Here is a 25403-nt window from a genome sequence, read left to right as displayed (position 1 = left end):
ACACATTAATAAGCAATTAACGCTTCAAAAACATGGAAATAGCGCAACGATTTCAAGGTGTTATGGCTGGCTGGGGAACCTGGATTCGAACCAAGACAAACAGAGTCAGAGTCTGTTGTGCTACCGTTACACCATTCCCCAATGGATTATCCAATATAATCAATAGTTTATATGACTATCTGGATCAATCGCCGGCGCCGGGATCTGGACAAATCACCGCGCCAAGGTTGGCGTCGTTCTACCCGCTTGGTCCTGTCTTTGGCAAGCGCGGAAGAGGGGGCATTTTTCGGCTTCCGCCCTTCGGATTTGAAGTGTTGAAAGCTTAAGCAGCCCGTCACTTCTTCCGCCCGTGACGCGCGGCAGCTCGGGCCGGCGCTGCGGGCATCATCTCGGCCCGCAGCAACAGCAGCAGGCAATTCGCCAGCCGCGCCTCCAGCTCTTCATCGTGAACCGATAGCGGGCCGGGGTCGTTGAGGATCGCGTTGACCAGCGTGCCCAGCACGACCTGAAAGCCGAAAGCGATGGCGCGGGTCTTTGCCGCCTTGCGGTCGCGGCCCATCACATCGAGCAGGATGGGCGTGGCATTGGCGACGTTGGCGCGAGCTAGCTCCTTGAACGTGGACCAGCGGTCCGGCCGCGTGTCGTCGTGCTGGAGCGCGGCGCGCAGCACGCCCTCATGCTTGCGGATCCAGCCGATGGTGCCGCGGACGAGAAGGCGGCTGAGATCGGCAAGATCGGCCTCAGTCAGCCGCTTGTCCTCCTTCATGCGCAGGAGCCTGCTTTCGCCGTCGCGCGCGGCCAGCGCCATCAGCGCGTTGAAATAGGCGTCCTTGCTGTCGAACCGGCTGTAGAAGGCGCCGACGGTGGCGCCGACCTGCCGGCACAGCGCCTCGATCGACAATTCCGCAAGGCTGTGGGTGCGCAGCATCTCCGCGCCGGCCTGGAGCAGGGCGGCCGTGGTCTCGCGGCTGCGCTTCTGCCGCGACGGGGTAACGCCGGGAAGGTCGAATTCGGCCGATCGCTGCATCCGGAACTTGCTTCTCCGTTCGAAGTAATCATAATGATAATTCGGATTATGGTTTTAGGCAATGGTGGCACGAGGCGGTCGACCGGCGCCGGACGCGAGGCACGCGGCGAACCCACGGGATCAACCCGGGAAGCGGATAAAAGGGAGTAGGCGATGGCGGCAGGCAGCGCAAAACCGTTCGGCGGCACGATTGGCAAGACGGTGGCGGGCTCAAAGCCCTGGTGGCCACAGGCCGCCAAGCCTCCGGAGGGCGCGCCGAACATCCTGGTCGTGCTGTTCGACGATGTCGGCTTCTCCGATTTCGGCTGTTACGGCTCGGCGATCAAGACGCCGACCATCGACAGGCTCGCCGCCGAAGGCCTGCGCTATTCGAGCTTTCACACCACGGCGATGTGCTCGACGACGCGCGCGGCGCTTTTGACCGGGCGCAACCATCATTCGGTCGGCGTCGGCTGCCTCGCCAATTTCGACAGCGGCTATCCCGGCTATCGCGGCAAGATCGCGCGCGAGGCGGGGACGCTGGCGGAAATGCTGCGGCCGCACGGCTATCGCAACTACATGGTAGGCAAATGGCATGTCACGCCGCTCACCGAAAGCGGCGCCACCGGGCCGTTCGACGGCTGGCCGCTCGGCCGCGGCTTTGATCGCTTCTATGGCTTTCTCGATGCCGAGACGGATCAGTTCGCGCCGGAGCTCGTATCCGACAATGCCCACATCGACCCGCCTGGGACCTATGCGGAGGGCTATCACCTCACGTCTGATTTGATCGACCAGTCGATCCGCTTCATCGCTGATCACACTGCCGATCGCCCCGACACCCCCTGGCTGACCTGGGTGGCGCTCGGCGCCTGCCACGCGCCGCACCAGGCACCGATGGATATCATCAAGAGCTATGACGCGAGGTTCGCTCATGGCTGGGACGTCGAACGCGAGCAGCGCATCGCGCGGCAGAAGGCGATGGGCCTCGTGCCGGAGGAGACAAGGCTGCCCGCGCGCAATGACGGCGTGAAGGCATGGGACGAGCATAGTGCCGACGAAAGGCGCGTCTTCACGCGGCTGCAGGCGGCTTTTGCCGGCATGCTCGACCACGCCGACCAGCATCTGGCGCGGCTGATCGGCTTTCTCGACAAGGCCGGCATCCGCGACAACACGCTGATCCTGGTGCTGTCGGATAACGGCGCCAGCCAGGAGGGCGGGCAGTGGGGATTTGTCAACGCGATGGGGCCGTATAATTTCCGCCCCGAACCACCAGCGGAAAAGCTGCGCCGGATCGACGACATCGGCGGGCCGGACTCGCACAGCAATTTCCCGCATGGCTGGGCGATGGCGTCGAACACGCCGCTGCGGCGTTACAAGCAGAACACCCATGGCGGCGGCATCCGCGATCCCTTCATCATGACATGGCCGAACAGGATCGCGGCGCGCGGCGCGGTGCGCCATCAGTTCGTCCATGCCTGTGACCTGACGCCGACCTTGCTCGACCTGATCGGCATCGCGCCGCCCTCGGAGATCGGTGGTGTTGTCCAGATGCCGCTCGAAGGTGAGAGCTTTGCGCGTTCCGTCACCGATGCATCGGCGCCGTCAAAGTGCTCGCCGCAATATTTCGAGATGTTCGGCCATCGCGGCCTCTGGCACGACGGCTGGAAGGCGGTCGCCTTTCATCCCTCGGGCACGCCGTTCGAGAACGACAAATGGGAGCTGTTTCATTTGGCGCAGGACTTTTCCGAAACCGACGATCTCGCGGCAAAGGAACCCGGACGGCTTGAGGCGATGATCAAGCTGTGGTGGAGCGAGGCCGAGAAGCACAATGTGCTGCCGCTCGACGACCGCTTCGGCCCGCGCTTTGCCGAGAACGCAGCGCGCTTCCATGGCGCGCGCAACAAGTTCACCTTTCACGCCGGCATGGGCCACGTGCCGACCGACGTCGCGCCCGATGTGCGCAGCCGCAGCTACACCATCGAGGCCCATGTCGAGATCGGCGAGGAGGGGGCGGAGGGCGTGCTGATCGCCCATGGCGATGCGACCTCGGGCTACAGCCTCTACATCAAGGACGGTTTTCTGGTGCACGATCTCAATATCGGTGGCGGCCATGAAATCGTAACCTCCGACCGCAAGGTGCCGGCAGGGGCGCACCGGCTCGGCGTGCATGTCGAGCGCCTGGTACGCAGAGAGCCGCCCGCAAAAGGCTCCCGCACCGGCGTGACCGCCTATACGCTGCTGATCGACGGCGAGCCGTCAGGCTCGATCCAGACCCAGTTCGCCTTCAACAATTTCATCTCATGGTCTGGCCTCGATATCGGTCGCGACCGCGCAAGCGCTGTCTCGCACTATGAGGCGCCGTTCGAATTTACCGGGCAGTTGCTGAAGGTGACGGTCGACATGCACGAGGACCAGAAGCTGGACGGTGAGGGGGTGGGCGCGGCGGAGATGGCGCGGCAGTAGGGCTCCGCTCGCGGTTTCGTCATTGCGAGGAGCGAAAGCGACGAAGCAATCCATCTATCCGTTATGCCGAGCGATGGATTGCTTCGCTTCGCTCGCAATGTCGTGGAGAGAGCGTTACTTGATCTTGTCGTACGCCGCCGCAAAGTCCGCCAGCGGCATCGGGATCGCAATCGTTTCCTTGGCCAGATTCTGGAACGAGACCTTCAACTGCTTGCCGGATTTCAACGCGGTGAGCATTTCGGGCGAAATCTGCAGGTTGGCGTAGCAGCCGCGGGCCTCGCAGGTCTGGATCTGCAGGTCGGACGTCTTGCCGTCATCGACCTGAAGTTTGGCGCCGGCCGGCAGATTGAGCCCAAGCGGCAATTGCACGAGGGCGATCGGCGCACGGGTGTCGGCGGGCACGCGGATATTGATCAGCACGATGAGCTGGCCGGTCTTGGTCAGAACCGCGGTCTGCTCGATCGCGCATTCGAGCGGCGCGCCGCGGCTGGCGCTGCTGCACCGCGCAATCCAGCCCGGAGGCGTCGGTGCGTTTGCGCCCTCGGCTGCAGCAGCGGCGGGGGACGGCGTGGCCTGCGCCGTGGCGGGGGCATTCTTGGCCTTGGGCGCCTGGGCCTGGCTTTGTGCGAAAAAGGAGAGCGTTATTACGGTTGCAACCGCAAGCTTTATGGCAATGTTCACTATCCAGCTCCGAAATAAACATCATTCGGATGTGCTGGTTGCAACTTAAAGTCAAGTCATTCGGCCGCCTGCTTGACCGATCCGTGGGCGTCCGAATGCGCATGGTTAGGATTGGAAGAACGGCCCCACCGCGCAAACGTGTTCGAAAGCCGGTCGAGATAGAGATAGACCACCGGCGTCGTGAACAGCGTGAGCGCCTGGCTGACGAGCAGCCCGCCGACCATGGCATAGCCCAGCGGCTGGCGGATTTCCGAGCCCGTGCCGGTGCCGAGCATCAGCGGCACGCCGCCGAGCAGCGCCGCCATCGTCGTCATCATGATCGGGCGGAAGCGCAACAGCGCCGCCTTGCGGATCGCAGCTTCAGGCTCCAGGTTCTCGTCGCGCTCGGCCGTGATCGCGAAGTCGACCATCATGATGCCGTTCTTCTTCACGATGCCGATCAGCAGCACGATGCCGATCAGCGCGATCAGGCTGAAGTCGAACCCGAACAGCATCAGGATGGCGAGCGCACCGACGCCGGCTGACGGCAGCGTCGACAGGATCGTGATCGGGTGGATGTAGCTCTCGTAGAGGATGCCGAGGATCAGATAGACCACGACAAGCGCGGCGAGGATCAACAGCGGCACGGTGCCGAGTGATTGCTGGAATGCCTGCGCGGTGCCCTGGAAGCTCGAATTGAGCGTCGTCGGCGCGCCAAGCTCGACCATCGCTTTCTGCACCGCGTCAGTCGCCTGTCCGAGTGCCACCCCTTGCGCGAGGTTGAAGCTGATCGTGATCGCCGGAAACTGGCCCTGATGGCTGATCGACAATGGCCGTACCGGCACGCTGGTCCAGGTGGCAAAGGTCGAGAGCGGCACCTGGTCGCCGGTGGTGGGCGATTTCACGTAGATCTTGTTCAGCGTGTCGAGGCTGCCCTGCAGCTCCGGCAGCACTTCCAGCACCACCTTGTAGGTGTTGAGTTGGGTAAAATATTGCGTCACCTGCCGCTGGCCGAACGCATCATAGAGCGTGTCGTCGATCAGTTGCGGCTGGATGCCGTAGCGGGCGGCGGTGTCGCGGTTGATCTTCAGCTCCAGCGTGGTGCCGTTGGTCTGCTGGTCGGTGGCGACGTCGCGCAGCTCCGGCAGCGTCTGCATCTTCGCCAGAATCTTCGGCGCCCATTCGTTCAGCTCGGCCAAATCAGCGTCCTGCAGCGTGAACTCGAACTGGGTTCGCGTCGGCCGGCCGCCGAGCCGCACATCCTGCGCCGCCTGCATATAGAGGCGGGCGCCTTCGACCTTCTCCAACTGCGGACGCAGCCGCGCGATGATCTGCTGCGCGTTCGCCTTGCGCTCGTCGCGCGGTTTCAGCGTGATGAAGAGGCTGCCATTGTTGCCGGCGCGGCCGCTGCCGCCGATCGCCATCGCGACCGAGGCCACATCTGGATCGGCCTGCACGATCTTGCCGAGTTCCTCCTGATGCCGCTTCATGTCGGCAAAGGAAATGTCCTGGCTGGCCTCCGAGGTGGCCGTGATCAGGCCGTTGTCCTGCTGCGGAAAGAAGCCCTTCGGGATGATGACAAAGAGGTAGACCGACAATCCCAGCGTGGCGAAGAAGATCATCAGCGTGGTGAGCTTCCAGCGCAGCGCGAGGTCGAGGCCGCGTTCATAGACGCGCAGCATCGCGTCGAAGCCGCGCTCGCTCCATTGGTAGAACCGGCCGTGCCTGGTTTCGCCGTGTGCGCGCAGGAAGCGCGAGGCCATCATCGGCGTCAGCGTCAGCGAGACGATCATCGACACGAAAATGGTCATGGCGAGCGTCACCGCGAATTCGCGGAACAGCCGGCCGATGATGCCGCCCATCAGCAATAGCGGGATCAGCACCGCGACCAGCGAGATGCTGATCGAGACGATGGTGAAGCCGATCTCGCTGGCGCCCTTGAAGGCGGCGGCGAGCGGCTTTTCGCCTTCCTCGATATAGCGCGTGATGTTTTCCAGCATCACGATGGCGTCGTCGACCACGAAACCCACGGCAATCGTGAGCGCCATCAGCGAGAGATTGTCGAGCGTATAGCCGAACACCCACATCAGCGCACAGGCGCCGAGCAGCGCCAGCGGCACCGTGACCGTCGGGATCACGGTGGCCCAGAAGCTGCGCAGGAAGACGAAGATCACCATCACGACCAGCGCAATGGTCAGGAGCAAGGTGAACTGCACGTCCTCGACGGCGGCGCGGATGGTCTGGGTGCGGTCGCTGATCACCTCGATCTTGATTGCCGGCGGAATGGCGGCTACCAGCCGCGGCAGCGTCGCCTTGATCTTGTCGACGGTCTCGATAACGTTGGCGCCGGGCTGCTTGAAGATCACCAGGAACACGCCGCGCTTGCCGTTGGCCCAGGCCGCCTGCTTGGCGTCTTCCGGCCCGGTCACGGCCTGGCCGATGTCGCGGATCCGCAACGGCCCGCCGTTGCGGTAGGCAATGATGACGTCGTTCCAGTCCTTCGAATTCGGCAATTGGTCGTTGGCGTAGATGGTGTAGGCGCGGTGCTCGCCGTCGATATTGCCCTTGGGGCTGTCGACGGTCGTGATCGCGATCTGGCTGCGCACGTCTTCCAGCGACAGGCCCTTGGCCACGAGCTTGGCCGGGTCGATCTGGATACGGATCGCCGGCTTCTGCTGGCCGCCGATGATGACCTGGGCAACACCCGAGATCTGGCTGATCTGCTGCGCGAGCTGGGCGTCGACGGCGTCGCTCACGGTCGTCAGCGGCAGCGTGTCAGACGTTGCCGACAGGAGCAGGATCGGCGAGTCCGCCGGGTTGACCTTGCGATAGGTCGGCGGCGAGGGCAGGCTCTTCGGCAACTGGCCGCTGGCGGCGTTGATCGCCGCCTGCACGTCGTTGGCGGCGGCGTCGATCGGGCGGTTCAGGTCGAACTGGATCGTGATCGCCGCGGTGCCGAGATAGCTCGTCGAGGTCATCTGCGCGACGCCGGGAATCTGCGCGAGCTGGCGTTCCAGCGGCTGCGCCACCGACGACGCCATGGTTTCCGGGCTGCCGCCGGGCAGCGACGCCGAAACCTGAATGGTCGGAAAATCGACCTGCGGCAGCGGCGCGACCGGCAGCAGTGGATAGGCGACGAGGCCTACGAACAGGATCCCCGCCATCATCAACGAGGTGCCGATCGGATAGCGGATGAAGGGTGCGGAGATTCCCTCGCTCATTCGCCGGCAACCTTAGCCTGATCCGAACTGGCGACCGCCGTCGACACCAGCGTGCCCGGCTGAACCTTGAACTGGCCGGCCGTGATCACCTGCTCGCCGGGCGAAAGCCCCTCATCGACCATGGAGCGGCCATCGATCGAGCGCGTCACCTTGATCTTGCGGAGTTCGGCCTTGTTCTCCTTGTTGACCAGATAGGCGTAAAGACCGTTGGGGCCATGCTGAACAGCGTCGTCGGGAATCACGGTGGCGTCCTTCAACGTCGCAATCAGCAGCCGAGTCGAGACCGACTGGCCCGGCCACAGCGCGTGATCCTTGTTGTCGAACACGGCCTTGAGGCGGACGGTGCCGCTCGACGTGTCGACCTGGTTGTTGATCAGCGAAAGCGTGCCGGCGGAAAGCACGCGCTTGCCGTCGGTTGAGAGCGCAATGGTTTGGGGAGAGCCGGCGGCCAGCGCGGCCTTGATATCCGGCAACTGGTCTTCCGGCGCGGTGAAGATCACGGCGATCGGCTCGATCTGGGCGATGGTCACGATGCCGGTCTGGGTTGCGGCATTGACGATGTTGCCGACGTCGACCTGGCGTAGCCCGACGACGCCGGAGATCGGCGCCTTGACGGTGGCGTAATCGAGCTGCGTCTGCGCGGTCTCGATCATCGCTGCATCAGCCTGAATCTGCGCGGTGAGCTGCGCGACGGTGGAACGCTGCGTATCGGTCTGTTGCCGGGTCGCGAATTCGCCGAGCTTGGTATAGCGCTGCAGGTCGAGGTTGGCATTGGCGAGGTTGGCTTCGTCCTGCGCCTTCTTGGCCTTGGCCTGATCGAGCGCAGACTGGAACGGCCGCGGATCGATCTCGACCAGCGTGTCGCCTTCCTTGACGACCTGGCCCTCTTGAAACGCGATCCGATTGATCTGGCCGTCGACGCGGGTGCGGACGACGACGGTGTTGAAACCCTGCACGGTGCCGAGCCCGGTCAGGTAGACCGGAAAATCGGCTTTTTCGACCGTGGCAATCCGCACCGGAACGGCGGCACGGGCGGGCGCGGCTTTCTGTGCTTCAGCTTGCGGTGCATGGTCTCCGCTCTGGAATCGCTGCCAGCCCAGATAGCCCAGTGCGGCGATTGCGACGACCGGCAAAGCCCAACGGATGGTGCGCGACCTCGACATGATTCACGGATTTCCGGAAGTTCCCCAATTCCTCCGATATAACGTTCGCGTGCTCAGCCTGTACAAACACTAAGGCTTGAGAATCCTAAACAATTGGAAAGGTTGGCCGTCGCGGTGGGCGGCTCGCTGCCGTCGCCATTCTATTGCGAGCTCCGGGCGTGAGTGCGCGCAGGAATGGCGCGTCGGATTCTGATCATGGGCCTGATTGCGCGCGTCGCCGTCGTGGGGGCATCAGCATTGCCGGCATGGACGACGCTGATCGCGTAGGGCAGATTGCACGATCGACGGTCGGTGAGCTGTTTCCGCTGATGAAGCCGCCGGCACGGTTTGATTGATGAAAGTTGGACGAACAACCAGTGCTGACTTTCCAGGATTTCCCGGCATTCCTTAGAACGCTTGTAAGGGAGGTTAACAGGAACCGGAACGCAAAACGGTTGGTCGCCAAGCCTGACAAGCTAGCTCGGCTACGATGCGCCCTGATCGGAACGCGACACCATTCGTGTTCGTGGCGCCTGGATGCAGCGTGAGCATGGCGCTCTCGGCACGGTTCTAGACAAATTCTAAGGGACGGCTGGAATGCTGGTTTGTATCGGAATGTACATCGCGACCGATGTGGCGGACCTCCGCCGCATCATGTCGCGGCCCGTGTGGAAGATGGCCGCTCCACCGCAGGCGCGGTGCGCGGTATGCTCGGCCGTTGCGTGCTTTCGACGCTGACCACCAGTCCAGAATTCATCGCAGCGGCGACCCCTGCTGCAGTTCGTTCCGCCGCTGTTTAACCGCTACGTGGCCTCACACGGCCACCAATTCGGCCTTCATGTCGACAACGCGGTGAGGGGAGATCGTCTCACGGGATTGCGGATCTCCGGACTCACCTCTCGGTGACGCTGTGCCCGTCGGAACCGGACGAATACGACGGTAGCGAAGTGATAGTGGAGGACCTCTATGACTCACATGAGATCAAGTTCGGGGCGGGGAGCCTCGTGCATTAGCCTGCGTCTAGCTCGCATCTGGCCTCGACGGTCACACGAGGTATGCGTGTAGCGGCTTTTTTCTGGCTGCAGAGCATGGTACGGGATGCAGACGCCCGCAGCCTCGTCTTCGATCTCGATACCGCGATCCAGGCCCTGGTAGAGCGGCTCGGGCGAGACGACCCTGAAACGGTCAAATTGACCAATCGCAACCTGATCCGCTACTGGGCCGAAGTATGAAGAACATGACTCTTTCTCGCGTGACGACGTTGGTGATGATCTCGGCGCTGGCGATGCTGTCGCTGGCGGCGCCGTCGTCGGCCCAGCAGGGCATGGCCCCTGCGGCTCAGCAATCGCCCGCGGTATCGCAATCGCAGCCTCCGGCCGCGCTGCCCCAGGCAGCGGCTGCGCCGGCCGCGCCTTCGGACGCAGCGACGCAGGCCGAGCGCGAGGGCAAATTGCTGAAGGCGGCGGCCGCCGAGCTCAAGGAACTGTCGCCATGGTCGATGTTCAAGTCGGCCGACGTGGTGGTCAAGGCGGTCATGATCGGCCTTGCCTTTGCTTCGCTGGTCACCTGGACGATCTTCATCGCCAAGATGCTGGAGCTGACCGTCGTTCAGCGCAAGGTGCGCTCGGCACTGGCCAAGATCGCAGACGCGCGGTCGCTGGCGGAAGCGCAATTCGCACTCGGCGCCAAGGGCAGCGTGCTGGCGTCCTTCCTGGCGGCGGCAATGCGCGAGGCGCGGCTGTCGGCGGGCATCTCGAGCGATGCCGGCATCAAGGAGCGCGCGGCATCGAGCTTTGCCGAAATCGTGCGCGCCGAAGCGCGGCGTATCCGGCTCGGCATGGGACTGCTCGCGACCATCGGCGCGACGTCGCCCTTCGTCGGACTGTTCGGCACGGTCTGGGGCATCATGAACAGCTTCATCGGCATTTCGAAATCGCAGACCACGAACCTTGCCGTGGTGGCACCCGGCATCGCCGAGGCTCTGCTCGCAACCGCCATCGGATTGGTTGCTGCAATCCCCGCCGTTATCATCTACAATCACTTTTCGCGGGTGACCAAGGGCTACATGGAGCTGGTCAGCCGTGCGTCGGGCGCTGCGGCGCGGCTGTTGTCGCGCGATCTCGATCGCACCCATGTCAGTTCGCATTCCCGTACGGCGGCGGAGTAGGCGATGGGCGCCTCGATCGCAGAACATGACCACGATGACGACAGCGATTTCGCGGAATCGCATGAGATAAATGTCACGCCGTTCATCGACGTCATCCTCGTTCTCCTGATCATCTTCATGGTCGCGGCCCCGCTCTCGACCGTCGATCTTCCTATTGATCTGCCGACATCGACCGCGACCCCGCAGAAGAAGCCGGACAAGCCAACTTACGTCAGCATCAAGCCGGACCTCTCCGTTGCGATCGGGGAGGACATGGTCAAGCGCGTCGATCTGGTGCGTTCGCTTGATGCGATGCCGGACGCCAGCAAGGAGCGTTACATCTTCCTGCGTGCCGACCGCGCCGTGCCCTATGGCGAGTTGATGAACGTGCTCGAAATCCTGCGTGCCGGCGGCTATTCCAAGCTCAAGCTGGTGGCGCTCGAAGGCGTTCCTGATGCAGCGGCGGCGCCGGTGGCGCCGGCAAAACCTTGATCGGGCTCGACGAGCAAAAGCCCTCGCGGCGGCTCTGGATTACAGCCGCGGTGATCGCGCTGGCGCTTCACGTTGGCGGCGCTGCGCTGGCGATCGCGCATTTGCAGACCGAAGAGTCCGATAACGCCCTCGGCGCGACGGCGATCGAGGTCGGGCTCGAAATGGCCGCCCTGCGCCGCGAGGTGACCGACCTGCCGCCGGGGCCGGACACCGATGCTTCCGCGCACTCGCCGCCGCTTCCTGAGCAGAATGCGGAGGCGAAGGAAACCGACCTGCCGCAGGACAAGCCGACCGAGCCCGAAGAGGCCGATCGGATGGTGACGGAGACCGAGACGAAGAAGCCGAAAGAGGACGACCCGAAGATCGCGGCGGTGCAGACGCAAGCGTCCCCCGAGTCGGTCGCCTCCGAGGCCACCGCAACGCCGAGCTCCGAGGAAATGCCGGAGGGACAGCGTTCTGTGGCGCCGGTGATCGGCACCGGCGAGAGCGCACGACGTGCGCGAGCGACCTGGCAGAAGGAGCTGGTCGCGCATCTCGACAAGCACAAGCGCTACCCAAAAGAGCGGCAGCAAAAATCTGCCGAGATCCAGATTCGCTTCACGCTCGACCGCATGGGCCACGTGCTCTCGACCGAGATCGAAAAGGGCTCGGGCGATCCGGCCTTCGACGAGGCGGCGCTGGCGATGGTTCGGCGCTCCGATCCAGTGCCGATGCCGCCGCCTGTCATCGCCGACGAAGGCCTGAGCTTCACCTTGCCCGTGATCTTCCGCGTCAAGACCAAGAGCTAGATCGGATAATGCTGCGGTCCGGTCTCGATCGTGATCCAGCGCAATTCGGTGAACTCGGCGATGCCGGCCTTGCCGCCGAAACGGCCATAGCCTGACGCCTTGACGCCGCCGAACGGCATCTGCGCCTCGTCGTGTACGGTCGGGCCGTTGACGTGGCAGATGCCGGAATCGATCCGCTTGGCGACCTCGAACGCGCGGGCGATGTCGCGGCCGAACACGGCGGCCGACAGCCCATACTCGGTGTCGTTGGCGACGCGAACGGCTTCATCCACGCCGTTGACGCGCACGACAGAGACCACCGGACCGAACGATTCCTCGCCATAGATCCGCATCGATGAGTTGACGCCGTCGATCACGGTCGCCGACATCAGCGTGCCCTCGCTGCGTCCGCCGGCTACCACCTTGGCGCCCTTGCCGACGGCGTCGTTGATCAGGGCCTGGATGCGGGCCGCTGCATCCGTGCCGATCAGCGAGCCCAGCGGCGCATTGCCCTTGCGGGGATCGCCGGCGACCAGCGATCCGGCCTTTGCCGCGAGCTTGGTCACGAACGCATCGGCGATCTTCTCGTCGACGACGAGGCGCTCGGTCGACATGCAGATCTGGCCCTGGTTCATGAAGGCGCCGAACGCAGCCGCGGCCACCGCGGCATCGATATCGGCATCGTCGAGCACGATCATCGGCGCCTTGCCGCCGAGTTCGAGCAAAGCCGGCTTCAGATATTTCGCCGCCACCTGCGCGATGATGCGGCCGACGCGGGTCGAGCCGGTGAAGTTGACGCGGCGCACGGCTGGATGGCCGATCAGCATCTCGATCAGGGCAGGGGCATCCTCCGGCGCGTTGGTGATGACGTTGAGCACGCCCGGCGGCAGGCCGGCGTCGCGCAGGCATTCGGCGATCAGCCGGTGGGTGCCCGGGCAGATTTCGGAGGCCTTCAGCACCACGGTGTTGCCGCACGCCAGCGGCAGCGCGATGGCGCGCACGCCGAGAATGACCGGCGCGTTCCACGGCGCCATGCTCAGCACCACGCCGGCGGGCTGGCGCACGGCCATCGCGATGCAGCCCGGCTTGTCCGAGGGGATGACCTCGCCTGAAATCTGCGTGGTCATGGCGGCCGCTTCGCGCAGCATGCCGGCGGCAAGGTGGACGTTGAACCCGGCCCAGCCCGCGGTGGCGCCGGTTTCCGCGGCCATCAACTCGATGAACTGCGGCGTCTTCGACGCCAGCAGGTCGGCTGCCTTCAGCAGGATCGCGCGCCTTGCATTCGGACCGGTGGCGGACCATGCAGGAAAGGCGGCTGCGGCCGTGTCGGCCGCGCGCTTCGCATCCGCGATCTGGGCGGCCGCGGCGCGGCTTGCGAGGTCGCCGGTGACCGGGTTCAGGCGATCGAACGTTGCGCCGTTCGATGCGGGAACATCCTTGCTTTCGAGCAGCAGCGAAATTTCATACATGGCTTTCTCTCCTCAGGCAGGGCGTTACGATGACGGTGTGGCGGTGGCCGGCGGCACGCCGCCGAGATAGGCGCGCTGGACGGCGGGGTCGGATTTCAGCTGATCGGCGCTGCCGTGGCCGACAATGATGCCGTTTTCGAGCACATAGCCGCGGTCGGCGATCCGCAGGCTCTCCTGCGCATTCTGCTCGACGAGCAGCAGTCCGACGCCGGCCTCGCGCACCCGCCGCAGGGTGGCAAACAATTCCTGCACCATGGCAGGCGAGAGCCCGAGCGAGGGCTCGTCGAGCAGCAGAATATCCGGATTGGACATCAGCGCGCGGCCGATCGCGAGCATCTGCTGCTCGCCGCCGCTCATGGTGCGCGCGATCTGGGCGGTGCGCTCGCGCAGCCGCGGAAACAGCGAAAACACCTGCTCGCGCCGCGCCGCTTCGCCGTCGCGGGCGCGCTTCGGGTTGGCGCCGAGCAGGAGGTTTTCCTTCACCGTGAGATCGCCGAAGATGCCACGGCCTTCGGGCACCAGCGCCAGCCCGCTTTCGACGATGTCGTGTGCGGGAAGCGCGGATATGTCACGGCCACCGAGGCTCACCTGCTTGCCGGGTAGCGTACGCACCACCCCTGCAATGGCTTTCAGCAGCGAGGTCTTGCCGGCGCCATTGGCGCCGAGGATCGTGACGATCTCGCCGCTGTTGACGTTGAGCGTAACGCCGTCGAGCGCGCGGTGCAGGCCGTAGGCGAGGCTGAGATTTTTGACCTCAAGCATCGGTGGCCACCCCGCCGAGATAGGCCTTCACGACCGCGGCATCGCTCAGCACGTCCGCGGTCGCGCCTTCCGCGATCTTGCGGCCGCTGCTCATCACGATGCAGCGGTCGCACAGGGCGCGAACCGCAGCCATCACATGCTCGACCAGTACGATGGTGATGCCATCAGCCTTCAACGACCGGATCAGGTCGATGCCGATCGCAAGTTCGGAGGGATTGAGCCCTGCCAGCCATTCGTCGAGGAGCAGCAATCGCGGCCCTGCGGCAAGGGCGCGGGCAAGCTCCAGGCGCTTGCGGTCGATATAGGTGAGGTCCGCCGCGGGGCGCCGATCGTGTCCGGCAAGGCCGACCCGATGGAGCAGCGTGTCGATCCGTAGCTCGGCTTCGGCAACGGGCAGATGCGGTTTCTGGAACGCGAGTCCCGCCTTGATGTTCTCGCGGCAATCCATGCCGTCGAGCACGCGGACGAGCTGGAATGTCCGGGCCAGGCCGAGCCGGGCGATCCGGTACGACGCAAGGCCCGCGATATTCTGACCCATCAGGCGGATCGTGCCGGCATCGGGGCGCAGCACGCCCGAGATCAGATTGAGCGCCGTGGTCTTGCCGGACCCGTTGGGGCCGAGCAGGCCCATGATTTCGCCTTGCCCGACCGAAAAGCCGAGATCGTTCACCGCGACCAGCCCGCCAAACGCGCGCCGCAGGCCGTCGATTTCGAGTACCGCCGTTTGGGTGTCCTGGCTCATGCGGCCACCCGTTGCGCAGTTTTGCCGCTCGTCCTCGTCGACAGCTTCTCGAACAGTCCTGCGACGCCCCGTGGCAGCATGTAGACGATCAGCAGGAAGATGCAGCCGAGGATGATCGTGAATGTGTTGGGAAAGCGCGCACTCAAGAGTTCGAACAGCAGCGTCAGCGGCACGGCGCCGAGCACCGGCCCCCACAGCCGGTGTGCGCCGCCGAGCAGCGCCATGATCAGCACCTGAAACGAGATCATCGAATTGAAGGCGATCGACGGCTCGATATAGGTCCAGCGCGGCGCCATGATCGCGCCGACCAGCGTCATGACCGTGGCGCTGATCGTGAACAGGGCGACCTTGGCGAAGGTGGTATTGATCCCGCAATGCTTTGCCACCGTCTCGTCCTCGCCGATCACCCGCAGCGCAAAGCCGAGGCGCGAGCGCGCGATCAGCCAGCCCAGCAGGAATACGGCTGCGGTCAGCGCCAGCAATTGCCAGTAGATATCGGCTTGGGTGATGTTGACGAAGACATAGCGGCCGAGCACGCGCGACTTGTTAACTTCGAACCAGACCACGAGTTGGCGGATCAGTTCGGTGAGACCAAAGGTGAAGATGACGAAGTAGACGCCGCTCAGGCGCAGCGTCGACAGTCCGACGATGCCAGCCACAATGGCGCCGAGCGCCGCAGCGGTCAGCAGCACCAGCGGCCAGGGCAGGATCTCGCCGAGCACGGCAACGGTATAGGCGCCCACGCCGAAGAAGGCGGTCGTCGCCAGCGAGACGTAGCGGGTGGGGCCTGAGAACATGCCCCAGGCCGTCGCCAGCACGGTGTATTGCAGCAGGCTGATGGCAAGCGCGAGGTAATAGGCGTTGCCGAGACGGGGAACGAACGCTAGCAGCGCAAGCGCCGCGAGCGCGAGGGCACTGAAGCCGGCGATACGGGCGCTCATCGTGTGGCCCTGCCAAACAGGCCGGCCGGCTTCACCAGCAGCACGGCGAGGAACAGCGCGAAGTTCACCGCAAGCGTAAGTCCGGGATCGACGTAAGAAGCGACCAGCGCCTCGCTGAGGCCGAGCGCCAAGCCTGCGACCAGGCAGCCCAGCATATTGCCGACGCCGCCCATTACGACGACGATCAGGGCTTTCATGGTGAAGACGACGCCTGACGATGCGCTGAAGGTGAGGAATGTGCTGACCAGAACGCCGGCTGCCGCGACCAGTGCGCCGCCGAGCGCAAAGGTCAGCGCAGAGGCCTGCGGCACATTGATCGCGACAAGTTGGGCGGCAAAGGGATCAACGGCAACCGCGCGCACCGCCGTGCCGGCGCGGGTGCGCGTCAGCGCGGCATAGAGCGCCAGCCCGAGCAGGATGGTGATGCCGAGTGCGGTGAGGCGGTTGGCCGCCACCGTCTCGCCGAGAAACTGCACCGGGAAGGCCAGGAACGAATAGCTGTAATAGGCCCCGCCGAACAGCGCGAGCATCGAGCCCTGAATGACGAAGGTGAGGCCGAAGGTTGCGAGAATGCTGTCGACCTCGAGCGCGTCGCGGTTCGGCGCGCGGCGCACCAGCGGCGTCAGCAGTATCTTGTAGATCGCAAAGTTCAGCGCGAAGGCGAGCGGAACGACCACCGCCAGTCCGAGAAACGGACTGACGGCCCAGCCCGTGAACAGCCAGTGCGATGCAAAGGCGGCGGCGATCAGGAACTCGCCGTAGGAGAGGTTCATGATGCGCGCAACACCGTATTGGAGCGTAAGCCCCATGGCGATGAGCGCATACATGCCGCCCAGCATCAGGCCGGTCAGAATGGCGTTGGTCATGGCTTAGCCGGCCGTATCTCTATCTTGATGTTACGGTGCCACCCACGCCGGCTTCGGCACGATCGCTTTGCGCGCGCCTTCGTTGCCCGCCGGTGCGACGCCGTAGAACTCGCCATCCTGCCACTGACCGACCCACCAGTAGCGCGTCGGCATGTTGTTCTCGAGCTTGACCTTGCCGATCACGGTGTCGAACGTGCCGGTCTGCAGATCCTTGATCACGGCGGCGCGGTCGACCTTGCCGACACGTTCGATCGCCTGCTGCAGCATCTGCAGGCTCGCATAGGTCACCGCGCTCGCCCAGCGGTCCGGCTCGGCGCCGTTGGCGGCCGAGGCCTTGTGGCGGGCGAGGTAGTCCTTGATCGCCGGGCTGTCGCCGCTCCAGCCGCCGATGCCCATCACGCCTTCGGTGTTCTTGCCGAACTTCTGCTTGTAGAGCGGGAAGGCGGTGCCGACGCCGGTATAGAACACTTTCGGATTGAGGCCGGCGATGCGCGATTGCTCGGTCAGCGCCAGCGTATCCGGCGGATAGCTGAAGGCGATGAAGACATCGGGATTGAGCGCCTTGATCTCGTTGACGATCGGCGCCAGGTCCTGCGTGCCGATCGGGTAGGTCTTGTCGTAGGCGAGCTTGAACTTCGCGTTGGTCAGCGCCGGCCGCGCCGCGCCGGACAGATCGATGCCAAAGCCGTCGGCGATGCTGACCATCGCCACGGTGTCGCCGATCTTCTTTTCGTCGCGCAGTTTGCTCAGCAACTCGACCAGTGACTTCGCGGCATCCGCCGACGTGCCGAGCAGCCAGAAACTGTTGGGCCAGCGCTTCGCGAGTTCCGGCGCGCGGTCGGTCACGGCTGTTGCGGCGAGGTGCGGATAGCCTTCGCGGTTGAGCGTCGGGCCGACGGCCAGGTTGAGGCCGGTGCCCCATGGCGGCAGGATGAAATCGACCTTGTCCTGGTTGATCAGCCGCTCCAGCGCGCGTACGGCCTCTTCGGCGTTGGAGCGGTCATCATACTGCACGACCTCGATCGGGACGCGCTTGTCGCCGAGCTTGATGCCACCAGCGGCATTTACTTCCTTCACCCACAATTCGTAGTTGGGGATCGTGGTGACGGCGGCGCCGCCGGTGTTCGGGCCGGTGCGCGAGATCGCATAGCCGATCTTGATCGAGGTTTGGGCTTCGGCAATTGCAGTCAGGCCGATCGTGGCGGCGCAGGTCGCGGCCGCGAGCAGGGCGGCACGCCGCGTCAAAAATGTCGTCATGTTCTCCTCCCGGGATGGTTCGACCGGCGCCATTGAACTGGCGCTCATGGTCCTCCTGACGTTAGGGGAGGTCCCGGGATGCTTGGAATTGGACGAAGCCGGGGAAAGATTGTACTTTTCTGGCAAATGCGCCGGTTTACTGGCGGCGGATTGTCTCAGGAGGGGCGGGCATGGCGGCATCACCGGGACTGAACGGACTGCCGGTCGGCATCGCGCTGGCGGTGCGTGCGGAGGCATTTTCGGCTGATCTGGCGGTGCGATCCTGGGTGATCCGGCAGAAGTCCGAGCGGCGCGCGCATCTGTTGCTGCTGCAATCGGATCGCGGACGCGCATCCTGGCACGGGACCAGTGTTGCGCTGGAAGTGCCGGCGCTGCTCTGGCTGCCGGGCAGCACTGACGCGACGATCGAAGTGGGCCCCGGCGCGGACGGCTTCCTCCTATCGGTCGACGACGATTTCCTGATCAAGATCATCGCCGGCACCGCTGAGGCGCTGCATCTGCGCAGAACCACCGAGCGCGTTGCGCTGATATCAGGCGAAGCGCTCCCACCCTCGCTCGATACGGTCGCCGAATCCTGCCGCGCCATCGTCGCTGAGCTGCGAGCGCCCGGCGTTGGCGGCGCGACGCTGATCTCCTCGCATCTGCTTCTGCTGTGTCTGCAGCTCTGGCGGCTCAGCGCCTCGCATGACGAGCGCCACGAGGTTGCGGCGCGTGGCGGCGGTCCGGCGCTGGTCGGCAATTTCCTGCAGATGGTGGAGCTGCATTACCGCGACGGCTGGCCGGTGGCGCGCTATGCCAACGCGCTCGGCGTCACCTCCGACAAGCTGCATGCGCATTGCCAGCGCGAGAAAAGCTGCGGCCCGCGCGCGATCATCCACGAGCGCCTGGTCCGCGAAGCCTGCACGCGGCTGCAGCAGCTCGATCTTCCCGTCGAGCAGATCGGATATGGATTGGGTTTTCGCGATCCGGCTTATTTCAACCGCTTCTTCCGCAAGTACCGCGGCGCATCTCCGGGAAATTATCGCCGGCAGATCAGACTCGAGCACGCGCGCAGCGGTCCGTCCTACGCGGCGTGGCCATGAGTGCGATGGTTCGAAGCGGCTGTGTCAGCGCCAGTACAGGCGGATGCTGACATAGACAATGGCGAGGCACGCAAAGATCAGCGCCACGGGAAGCCGTGGTTTGGTCTGAGGTCCGGATGCCGCAGGCTTGGGCCGCGGCGGCGGCCGCCGGAACGCGGTGACGTTGCCGGCATCCTTAACCGGCTCGCTTGCGCGCGAAGGAAGCTCGGGCGGCGTTCCGGAGCCGCCCATCTCGGCATAATAGCTCTTGTACATGAGCTGGATGGTGGCTTCGGACGCGTCCGCTTCCGTCATCCTCGCCAGCAATTGCCGGTAGCCCTCAAGAAAGCTTTGCGCTTCGGCGGGCAGGGCGGAGAAGCCATTAAGCTTGGCCAGCATTTTCCAGGTTGCGAAATCTGCCCTCGCGCGCGTATCGGCGCGCCGTGCAATCAACATGTCCGCAGCTTTTGTCGCCATGGCCCGGGTCGGTTCTTCCCTTGTGCGCTTGTTTCTATCGGAAGTTTAAGCGTTGCCGGTGATGAAGAGAAGCGCGCTGATCACATATCCGATGAGTGTCCGCAGTATCGCCGAAATAACATCAAGATTTAGGCCGAGTTGCGCGCCGACGACCGGAAGCACGATTAAAAGACCGAGCAGGATCAACATCCCGTACGGTTCCAGCCGCGACAGCGGGTAAGCCAGCACCCGCGGCAGCAGTCCGACCGCGACCCGGCCGCCATCCAGCGGCGGGATTGGCATCATGTTGAAAATCGCCAGCACGATATTGATCAGGAACGTGTTTTTGAGGTTGTCCGCGGTCCATTTGGCGGCGTCCGCCGGTACCAGGGGCAGGGCGTGGAAGGCAAGGGCTGCGATCACCGCCAGGACGATGTTGATGGCAGGGCCCGCCAGCGCCACCCAGACCATGTCGAGCCGGGGGTGGTTCAGGTTCCGGAAATTCACCGGCACCGGCTTGGCATAACCGAACACGAACGGCGAATGCGAGAGCACCAGCACGCCCGGAAGAATCACGGTGCCGAAGGGATCGATATGCTTGAACGGGTTGAAGCTGACCCGGCCGAGCTGCCAGGCCGTATCGTCCCCAAGCCGCCAGGCGACAAAGGCATGCGCCGCCTCATGGAAGGTGATGGCGATGAGGAGGGGGAGAATCCAGACTGAAATGCCGTAGAGTGAGATGTCCAAGTGGTCTGCCCCGGTTTGTCCGGCATCGTAGCCCGGATGGAGCGAAGCGCAATCCGGGAACGGTCGCCCCGATGTGGGACAATCCCGGATTACGCTGGCGCTCCATCCGGGCTACGGACCTACGGAACTGTCTCCCGATACTGCGGCAGGCCGTCGTCGAGGCACACCCAGGCCATCTTTTCCGAAACCCAGATGTGTTCGGTCGGCGCGAAGGCGTTGCGGTCGTCGAAGACGGCTAGCGCGACGCCGACGACCGTGCCGTTGGTGCGCCGGGAAAACAGCCGCGTGCCGCAAACCTTGCAGAACACCCGGTCGAGCGCTTCCGACGACGGATAGCGAGCGGTGTCGCCCGAGACGGTCAAATTCCGTTGGTCGAACAGCGCGCGGGCAAAGAACGGCGAGCCCATCGCCTTCTGGCAGTTGCGGCAATGGCAGATGCGGACATTGACCGGCTCGCCCTCGGCCTTGAACCGGACCGCGCCGCAGAAGCACCCGCCTTCCCGGATGGTTCCCATGTCAGTAAGTCGCCCGGCCGCCGGAAATGTCGAACACCGCGCCGGTCGAGAACGCGCAATCCTCCGACGAAAGCCACGCCACCATCGCCGCCAGTTCTTCCACCAGGACGAAACGCGCCTTCGGAATTTTCGACAGCATGAAATCGATGTGCTGCTGCGTGAGCTGATCGAAGATCGCGGTCTTGGCCGCTGCGGGCGTCACCGCATTGACGAGAATGTCATGCTGCGCAAGCTCCTTGCCGAGCGACTTGGTCAGCGCGATCAGGCCGGCCTTCGAGGCCGAATAATGCGCGGCGTTGGGGTTGCCCTCCTTGCCGGCGATCGAGGCGATGTTGACGATGCGGCCGTATTTCTGCTTGAGCATCGCCGGCACCACGGCCTTGCAGCAGATGAAGGGGCCGTCGAGATTGATGCGCATCACCTTGCGCCATTCGTCGAGGTCGGTCTCCCACACGGTAGCGTTGATGCCGGCGATACCGGCGTTGTTGACGAGGATCTCGATCTTGCCGAGCGCCTTCAGCGTCTCGTCACGAGTCTTCTCGACGGCGGCGAGATCGGACACGTCGACCTTGAAGGCCGAGACATCAGGTCCGATTTCCTTCGCGGTCTTTTCCGCAAACGGCAGGTCGTGATCCCAGATCGCGACCTTGGCGCCCGATGCAACGAAGCGCTCGGCGATCGCACGTCCAAAACCCTGCGCTCCGCCGGTGACGACGGCGCAACGGCCGTTCAGATCGATCTTGTTCATTGGGCTTTCTCCTACAACGTCCAGCCGCCGTCGATGACGTGCGCGACGCCCGTCGTGAACGCGCTCTCGTCGCTCGCGAGATAGACGGCAAGCGATGCGATCTCCTCGGCGGTGCCGAGCCGTCCCATCGGTTGCCGCGCGATGAACATTTCGCGGCCGTTGGGACCTGCAGCCGCGGCGCGATCGAGCATCGACGGGGTTTCGACGGTGCCGGGGCAGATGCAGTTGCAGCGTATGCCTTTGGTGATGAAGTCCACGGCTACCGACTTGGTGAGCGCCGCAACCGCAGCTTTAGTGGCGCCGTAGACGTAGCGATTGGGTGCAGCCTTCACCACGCCGGCTGCCGAGGAAATGTTCACGATTGTACCTGCGCCATTTGCCAGCATGCCCGGCAGGAACGCGCGGATCGTGCGGTGCATCGACTTGACGTTGAGGTCGAACGAAAAATCAAAGTCCTCATCGGAGCAATCCAGCATCGTGCCGTGATGCACGAAACCGGCGGCATTGAGCAGGATGTCGGTCTTGCCGGCGCGTTTGGCCATGGCGGCGACGGCCGCGCTGTCGCGCACGTCGAGTTTTGCCACGTCGGCAATACCTTCGCTCTTGAGCGCGGCGAGTTTTGCTTCGTCGATGTCGGTGGCGAACACCGTTGCGCCTTCACGCGCAAAGGCCACCGCGCAGGCGCGGCCGATTCCGACAGCGGCGGCGGTGACGAAAGCGCGCTTGCCCTTCAGGCGATCTGACATTTTTTTCTTCTCCGAGAATTGGCTGGATGTCTATTGGTCGTCATTGCGAGCGAAGCGAAGCAATCCATCTCACCGCGATAAAGGGAAGAATGGATTGCTTCGTCGCTTACGCTCCTCGCAATGACGGCGGTTGCCTAATGATTATCCCGCGCCACGCCGACCGTGCCGGCAATATTCTGATAGCGCGTGGCGAGCTCCATGCAGGCGCCGGTGGCCTGCTGGCCGACGGTCGAGCGATAAACCTCCTGCCACGGCGTCTGGTTGGCCGGGTAGGGGAAGCCGCCCTTGTCCTTCAATTCGGCGCGACGCTTCTTCAGTTCATCGCTCGTAATCAGGATGTTGGCGTCGCCCTTGTTGAGGTCGATGCGAACCTTGTCGCCGGTCCGCAGGATTGCGAGCCCGCCGTCGGCGGCTGCTTCCGGCGAGGCGTTGAGGATCGAGGGCGAGCCCGAAGTGCCGGACTGCCTGCCGTCGCCGATGCAGGGCAGCGAGAGGATGCCGCGCTTGATCAGCGCCGCCGGCGGCTGCATGTTCACGACCTCGGCACCGCCGGGATAGCCGATCGGCCCGGCGCCGCGGATGAACAGCACGCAGTGCTCGTCGATGTTGAGCGCGGGATCGTCGATCCGGTCGTGATAATCCTCCGGTCCCTCGAACACGATGGCGCGCCCCTCGAACGCGTTCGGGTCCTTCGGATTGACTAGGTAGCGCTCGCGGAATTCCTTCGAAATCACGCTTGTCTTCATGATTGCGGAATCAAACAGGTTGCCGCGCAGCACCAGGAAGCCGGCATCCTTCACCAGCGGCTTGTCGTAGCTCCAGATCACGTCGCCGTCGGGCTTGGGCGCCTCGCGGCAGTTGTCGCCGATGGTGCGGCCATTGACCGTGACGGCGTCTTCGTGGATCCGCTTCTTCGCCATCAATTCGCGCACCACTGACGGCACGCCGCCGGCGCGATGATATTCCTCGCCGAGATAGAAGCCGGCCGGCTGCATGTTCACCAGGAGCGGAATGTCGTGGCCATGCTTCTGCCAGTCGTCGATCGAGAGCTCGACGCCGATGTGCCGGGCCAGCGCGTTGATGTGGATCGGCGCGTTGGTCGAGCCGCCGATCGCCGAATTCACGGCGATGCAGTTCTCGAATGCCTTGCGGGTCAGGATGTCCGAGGGTTTCAAGTCCTCCCAGACCATCTCGACGATCCGCTTGCCGGTCTCGTAGGCGATCTGGCCGCGCTCGCGATAGGGCGCGGGGATTGCCGCGCATCCCGGCAACGACATGCCGAGCGCCTCCGCCAGCGAATTCATCGTCGATGCCGTGCCCATCGTGTTGCAATGGCCGACCGACGGGGCTGAGGAGGCCACGATTTCGATGAACTCGTTGTAGTCGATCTCGCCGGCGGCAAGCCGCTCGCGTTGTTTCCAGACGATGGTGCCGGACCCGGTGCGCTCGCCGTTGAACCAGCCGTTCAGCATCGGGCCGCCGGAGAGCACGATCGCGGGCAGATTGACGGTCGCTGCCGCCATCATGCAGGCCGGCGTGGTCTTGTCGCAGCCGGTGGTCAGCACCACGCCGTCGAGCGGATAGCCGAAAAGCACTTCGACCAGGCCGAGATAGGCGAGGTTGCGATCGAGTGCTGCGGTCGGCCGCTTTCCGGTCTCCTGGATCGGATGCGTCGGAAATTCCATCGCGATGCCGCCGGCCGCGCGAATGCCTTCGCGCACGCGGTGCGCCAGTTCGAGATGATGCCGGTTGCACGGGGAGAGGTCGTTGCCGGTCTGGGCGATGCCGATGATCGGCTTGCCGGATTGCAATTCCTCCCGGGTCAGGCCGTAATTGAGATAGCGCTCGAGATAGAGCGCCGTCATGCCCGGATTGTGCGGGTTGTCGAACCATTCGAGGGAGCGCAGCCTGCGGCCCTTGCCGTTGGTGGCAGTCTTGTTGTCGTTCTTCTTCATTGGGTCCTCCCGCACTGCAAACCGGGTGAGCGGTTCAAATCGAGGCAGCGATTGCACAATGCTGAAAATTTCATCCGCTGCAAACGCGCTCGCCCGCGTCAATCGGTTTCAGGTAAGTCAATCCTAGTTCGCTCCGAAAGGTAGCGCTACCATTTTCGTCACCCGCTGCGACCTTGTGTCTGACGTCATCGTTACGCGGTTTGCGGCATCGAGCTTTCGCGGACCATGAGCTGAAAGCCGAGGTCGAGCACGGGCTCTCGCGGCCGGCGGCCTTCGATCGCGTCGATCACCATGGTGACGGCGTGTCTTCCCATTTCATAGCGATTGGTGCGCACGCTGGTGAGGGAGGGGACCGCGGACGCCATGAACTCCAGGTCGTTGAAGCCGACGATCGCCAGGTCGCGCGGTACCGCGATCTGGCGGCGCTGGCATTCGAACAGCACGCCCAGCGCCAGGTCGTCGTTGACGCAGAATACGGCGTCGATCTCGGCTGCCCGCGTCAGAAGATCGGCGAACAACGTCCCGCCAAGCGTGACCGTTGTCGGCACCGACGTGGTGACGACGAGGTTCGGATCGAACAGGGATGCCGCTTTCATGGCATCACGATACCCTTCGAACCGCCGTTGCACGCGCGGATCCATTCGCGCGCCGAGAAATCCGATGCGGCGGTGCCCTTGCTCCAGAATGTGAGAGATCGCGGCAAAACTTGCGTCATAATGCGAAAAGCCGACCATCATGTCGACCGGGCTGTCGCCGATCTCCATGATTTGCGTGACCGGGCAATTCATCGACTCCAGGATCGTGCGCGATTCCGCGGTCTGATTGATGCCCGTGACGATCAGCCCTGCGGGCTTCTGCGCCCGAAACAGCCGCAGCAGCTTTTCCTCCTGCAGGATGCTGTATCGCGTATTGGCAAGCTGAATGGAGTAGCGGCTGCCTTCGGATGAATCATAGATGCCGCGCAACACATCGGCGAACACATTGTTGGTGAGAGACGGAATCACGACGCCGATGACTTCGGTGCGGTGCGAGGCGAGGGCGCGCGCGGCGAGATTGGGAACGTAACCCAGTTCCTTCACCGCGCTGTCGACGCGTTCCCGCTTGCTTTCCGACAGCGCTTCGGGGTTCCTGAAAAAACGCGATGCCGTAATGGGACTGACGCCCGCGAGCTTGGCGACCTCGGTGAGGCGGATTTTGCCAGACTTTGTCTGTTTTCGTCCCATCTTGCGCTCATACCACAA

Annotated in this window: 22 protein-coding genes, 1 tRNA gene and 1 pseudogene; 6 read left to right on the top strand and 18 right to left on the bottom strand. The window is 64.0% G+C overall.

Annotated elements, in window-relative coordinates; translation table 11 throughout:
• Window positions 1–67: 67 nt before the first annotated feature.
• Together CQ12_RS10655 and CQ12_RS10650 are read right to left on the bottom strand one after the other, a co-directional pair.
• Window positions 68–141, bottom strand: a tRNA-Gln gene (locus CQ12_RS10655).
• Window positions 142–334: 193 nt separating this feature from the next.
• Entirely contained in the window at window positions 335–1027 is a 693-nt protein-coding gene (locus tag CQ12_RS10650; protein ID WP_057835260.1) for a TetR/AcrR family transcriptional regulator, read from the bottom strand.
• Between the two features lie 153 nt (window positions 1028–1180).
• On the opposite strand from CQ12_RS10650, the gene CQ12_RS10645 reads away from it, so the two are divergent.
• On the top strand, window positions 1181–3469 hold the full coding sequence (locus CQ12_RS10645) for an arylsulfatase (protein ID WP_057835259.1): 2289 nt from the start codon (window positions 1181–1183) through the stop codon (window positions 3467–3469).
• Window positions 3470–3583: 114 nt separating this feature from the next.
• On the opposite strand, the gene CQ12_RS10640 is transcribed toward CQ12_RS10645, so the two are convergent.
• Genes CQ12_RS10640 through CQ12_RS10630 form a run of 3 tightly spaced genes read right to left on the bottom strand, consistent with a single transcriptional unit; the run spans window position 3584 to window position 8513 of the window.
• Window positions 3584–4150 (bottom strand): invasion associated locus B family protein, encoded by a 567-nt coding sequence (locus tag CQ12_RS10640; RefSeq protein ID WP_057835258.1) that lies wholly within the window; start codon window positions 4148–4150, stop codon window positions 3584–3586.
• Window positions 4151–4206: 56 nt separating this feature from the next.
• Window positions 4207–7350, bottom strand: coding sequence for a multidrug efflux RND transporter permease subunit (locus CQ12_RS10635; RefSeq protein ID WP_057835257.1), 3144 nt, complete (start codon window positions 7348–7350; stop codon window positions 4207–4209).
• On the bottom strand, window positions 7347–8513 hold the full coding sequence (locus tag CQ12_RS10630) for an efflux RND transporter periplasmic adaptor subunit (RefSeq protein ID WP_057835256.1): 1167 nt from the start codon (window positions 8511–8513) through the stop codon (window positions 7347–7349). Before CQ12_RS10630 ends, CQ12_RS10635 begins: the two co-directional genes overlap by 4 nt.
• Before the next feature lie 576 nt (window positions 8514–9089).
• Here CQ12_RS10630 and CQ12_RS10625 point away from each other — a divergent pair.
• From CQ12_RS10625 to CQ12_RS10610, 4 genes and pseudogenes are all read left to right on the top strand, one after another.
• Window positions 9090–9724, top strand: a pseudogene (locus tag CQ12_RS10625) (Fe2+-dependent dioxygenase).
• A gap of 5 nt (window positions 9725–9729) precedes the next feature.
• Window positions 9730–10659: a tonB-system energizer ExbB gene (exbB, locus tag CQ12_RS10620; protein ID WP_157088121.1), complete on the top strand. Its 930-nt coding sequence runs from the start codon at window positions 9730–9732 to the stop codon at window positions 10657–10659.
• Window positions 10660–10662: 3 nt separating this feature from the next.
• Complete coding sequence (exbD, locus tag CQ12_RS10615; protein ID WP_057835254.1) at window positions 10663–11130, top strand: TonB system transport protein ExbD; 468 nt, start codon at window positions 10663–10665, stop codon at window positions 11128–11130.
• The gene (locus tag CQ12_RS10610; RefSeq protein WP_057835253.1) at window positions 11127–11918 is read left to right on the top strand and encodes an energy transducer TonB; all 792 of its coding nucleotides are present in this window, start codon (window positions 11127–11129) and stop codon (window positions 11916–11918) included. Before exbD ends, CQ12_RS10610 begins: the two co-directional genes overlap by 4 nt.
• Here the strand turns inward: CQ12_RS10610 and CQ12_RS10605 are convergent.
• Genes CQ12_RS10605 through CQ12_RS10580 form a run of 6 tightly spaced genes read right to left on the bottom strand, consistent with a single transcriptional unit; the run spans window position 11915 to window position 17934 of the window.
• On the bottom strand, window positions 11915–13366 hold the full coding sequence (locus CQ12_RS10605) for an aldehyde dehydrogenase (RefSeq protein WP_057835252.1): 1452 nt from the start codon (window positions 13364–13366) through the stop codon (window positions 11915–11917). The genes CQ12_RS10610 and CQ12_RS10605 overlap by 4 nt on opposite strands.
• Window positions 13367–13390: 24 nt before the next feature.
• Window positions 13391–14128, bottom strand: coding sequence for an ABC transporter ATP-binding protein (locus tag CQ12_RS10600; protein WP_057835251.1), 738 nt, complete (start codon window positions 14126–14128; stop codon window positions 13391–13393).
• A complete protein-coding gene (locus CQ12_RS10595) occupies window positions 14121–14870 on the bottom strand; it encodes an ABC transporter ATP-binding protein (protein ID WP_057835250.1) in 750 nt (249 codons plus the stop codon). The genes CQ12_RS10600 and CQ12_RS10595 overlap by 8 nt, the downstream gene beginning before the upstream one ends.
• Window positions 14867–15811: a branched-chain amino acid ABC transporter permease gene (locus CQ12_RS10590; RefSeq protein WP_057835249.1), complete on the bottom strand. Its 945-nt coding sequence runs from the start codon at window positions 15809–15811 to the stop codon at window positions 14867–14869. The genes CQ12_RS10595 and CQ12_RS10590 overlap by 4 nt, the downstream gene beginning before the upstream one ends.
• Window positions 15808–16677, bottom strand: a complete 870-nt coding sequence (locus CQ12_RS10585; protein WP_245309842.1) for a branched-chain amino acid ABC transporter permease — start codon at window positions 16675–16677, stop codon at window positions 15808–15810. Before CQ12_RS10585 ends, CQ12_RS10590 begins: the two co-directional genes overlap by 4 nt.
• 30 nt (window positions 16678–16707) lie before the next feature.
• Window positions 16708–17934 (bottom strand): amino acid ABC transporter substrate-binding protein, encoded by a 1227-nt coding sequence (locus tag CQ12_RS10580; RefSeq protein ID WP_057835332.1) that lies wholly within the window; start codon window positions 17932–17934, stop codon window positions 16708–16710.
• A 170-nt stretch (window positions 17935–18104) separates the two neighbouring features.
• On the opposite strand from CQ12_RS10580, the gene CQ12_RS10575 reads away from it, so the two are divergent.
• Window positions 18105–19016, top strand: a complete 912-nt coding sequence (locus tag CQ12_RS10575) for a helix-turn-helix domain-containing protein (RefSeq protein ID WP_057835248.1) — start codon at window positions 18105–18107, stop codon at window positions 19014–19016.
• 24 nt (window positions 19017–19040) lie between these two features.
• On the opposite strand, the gene CQ12_RS10570 is transcribed toward CQ12_RS10575, so the two are convergent.
• The 7 genes from CQ12_RS10570 to gntR all read right to left on the bottom strand — a co-directional run bounded on the left by CQ12_RS10570 (window position 19041) and on the right by gntR (window position 25385).
• A complete protein-coding gene (locus CQ12_RS10570; protein ID WP_157088120.1) occupies window positions 19041–19472 on the bottom strand; it encodes a hypothetical protein in 432 nt (143 codons plus the stop codon).
• Window positions 19473–19517: 45 nt separating this feature from the next.
• Window positions 19518–20198: a site-2 protease family protein gene (locus CQ12_RS10565; protein WP_057835246.1), complete on the bottom strand. Its 681-nt coding sequence runs from the start codon at window positions 20196–20198 to the stop codon at window positions 19518–19520.
• Window positions 20199–20317: 119 nt separating this feature from the next.
• Window positions 20318–20713, bottom strand: coding sequence for a GFA family protein (locus CQ12_RS10560; RefSeq protein WP_057835245.1), 396 nt, complete (start codon window positions 20711–20713; stop codon window positions 20318–20320).
• Window position 20714: 1 nt separating this feature from the next.
• Entirely contained in the window at window positions 20715–21461 is a 747-nt protein-coding gene (locus CQ12_RS10555; protein WP_057835244.1) for an SDR family NAD(P)-dependent oxidoreductase, read from the bottom strand.
• Window positions 21462–21472: 11 nt separating this feature from the next.
• Complete coding sequence (locus tag CQ12_RS10550) at window positions 21473–22207, bottom strand: SDR family oxidoreductase (protein WP_057835243.1); 735 nt, start codon at window positions 22205–22207, stop codon at window positions 21473–21475.
• A gap of 134 nt (window positions 22208–22341) precedes the next feature.
• Entirely contained in the window at window positions 22342–24162 is a 1821-nt protein-coding gene (locus CQ12_RS10545; protein WP_057835242.1) for an IlvD/Edd family dehydratase, read from the bottom strand.
• 191 nt (window positions 24163–24353) lie between these two features.
• Window positions 24354–25385 carry an HTH-type transcriptional regulator GntR gene (gene gntR / locus CQ12_RS10540; protein WP_057835241.1) on the bottom strand — a complete coding sequence of 344 codons (1032 nt, stop codon included), beginning with the start codon at window positions 25383–25385 and terminating at the stop codon, window positions 24354–24356.
• Window positions 25386–25403: the final 18 nt, after the last annotated feature.

Source organism: Bradyrhizobium jicamae, assembly GCF_001440395.1.
GTDB classification, from domain to species: domain Bacteria; phylum Pseudomonadota; class Alphaproteobacteria; order Rhizobiales; family Xanthobacteraceae; genus Bradyrhizobium; species Bradyrhizobium jicamae.
Note: the sequence above shows the minus strand (reverse complement) of the source record. Positions and strands in the feature narration are given on the sequence as shown.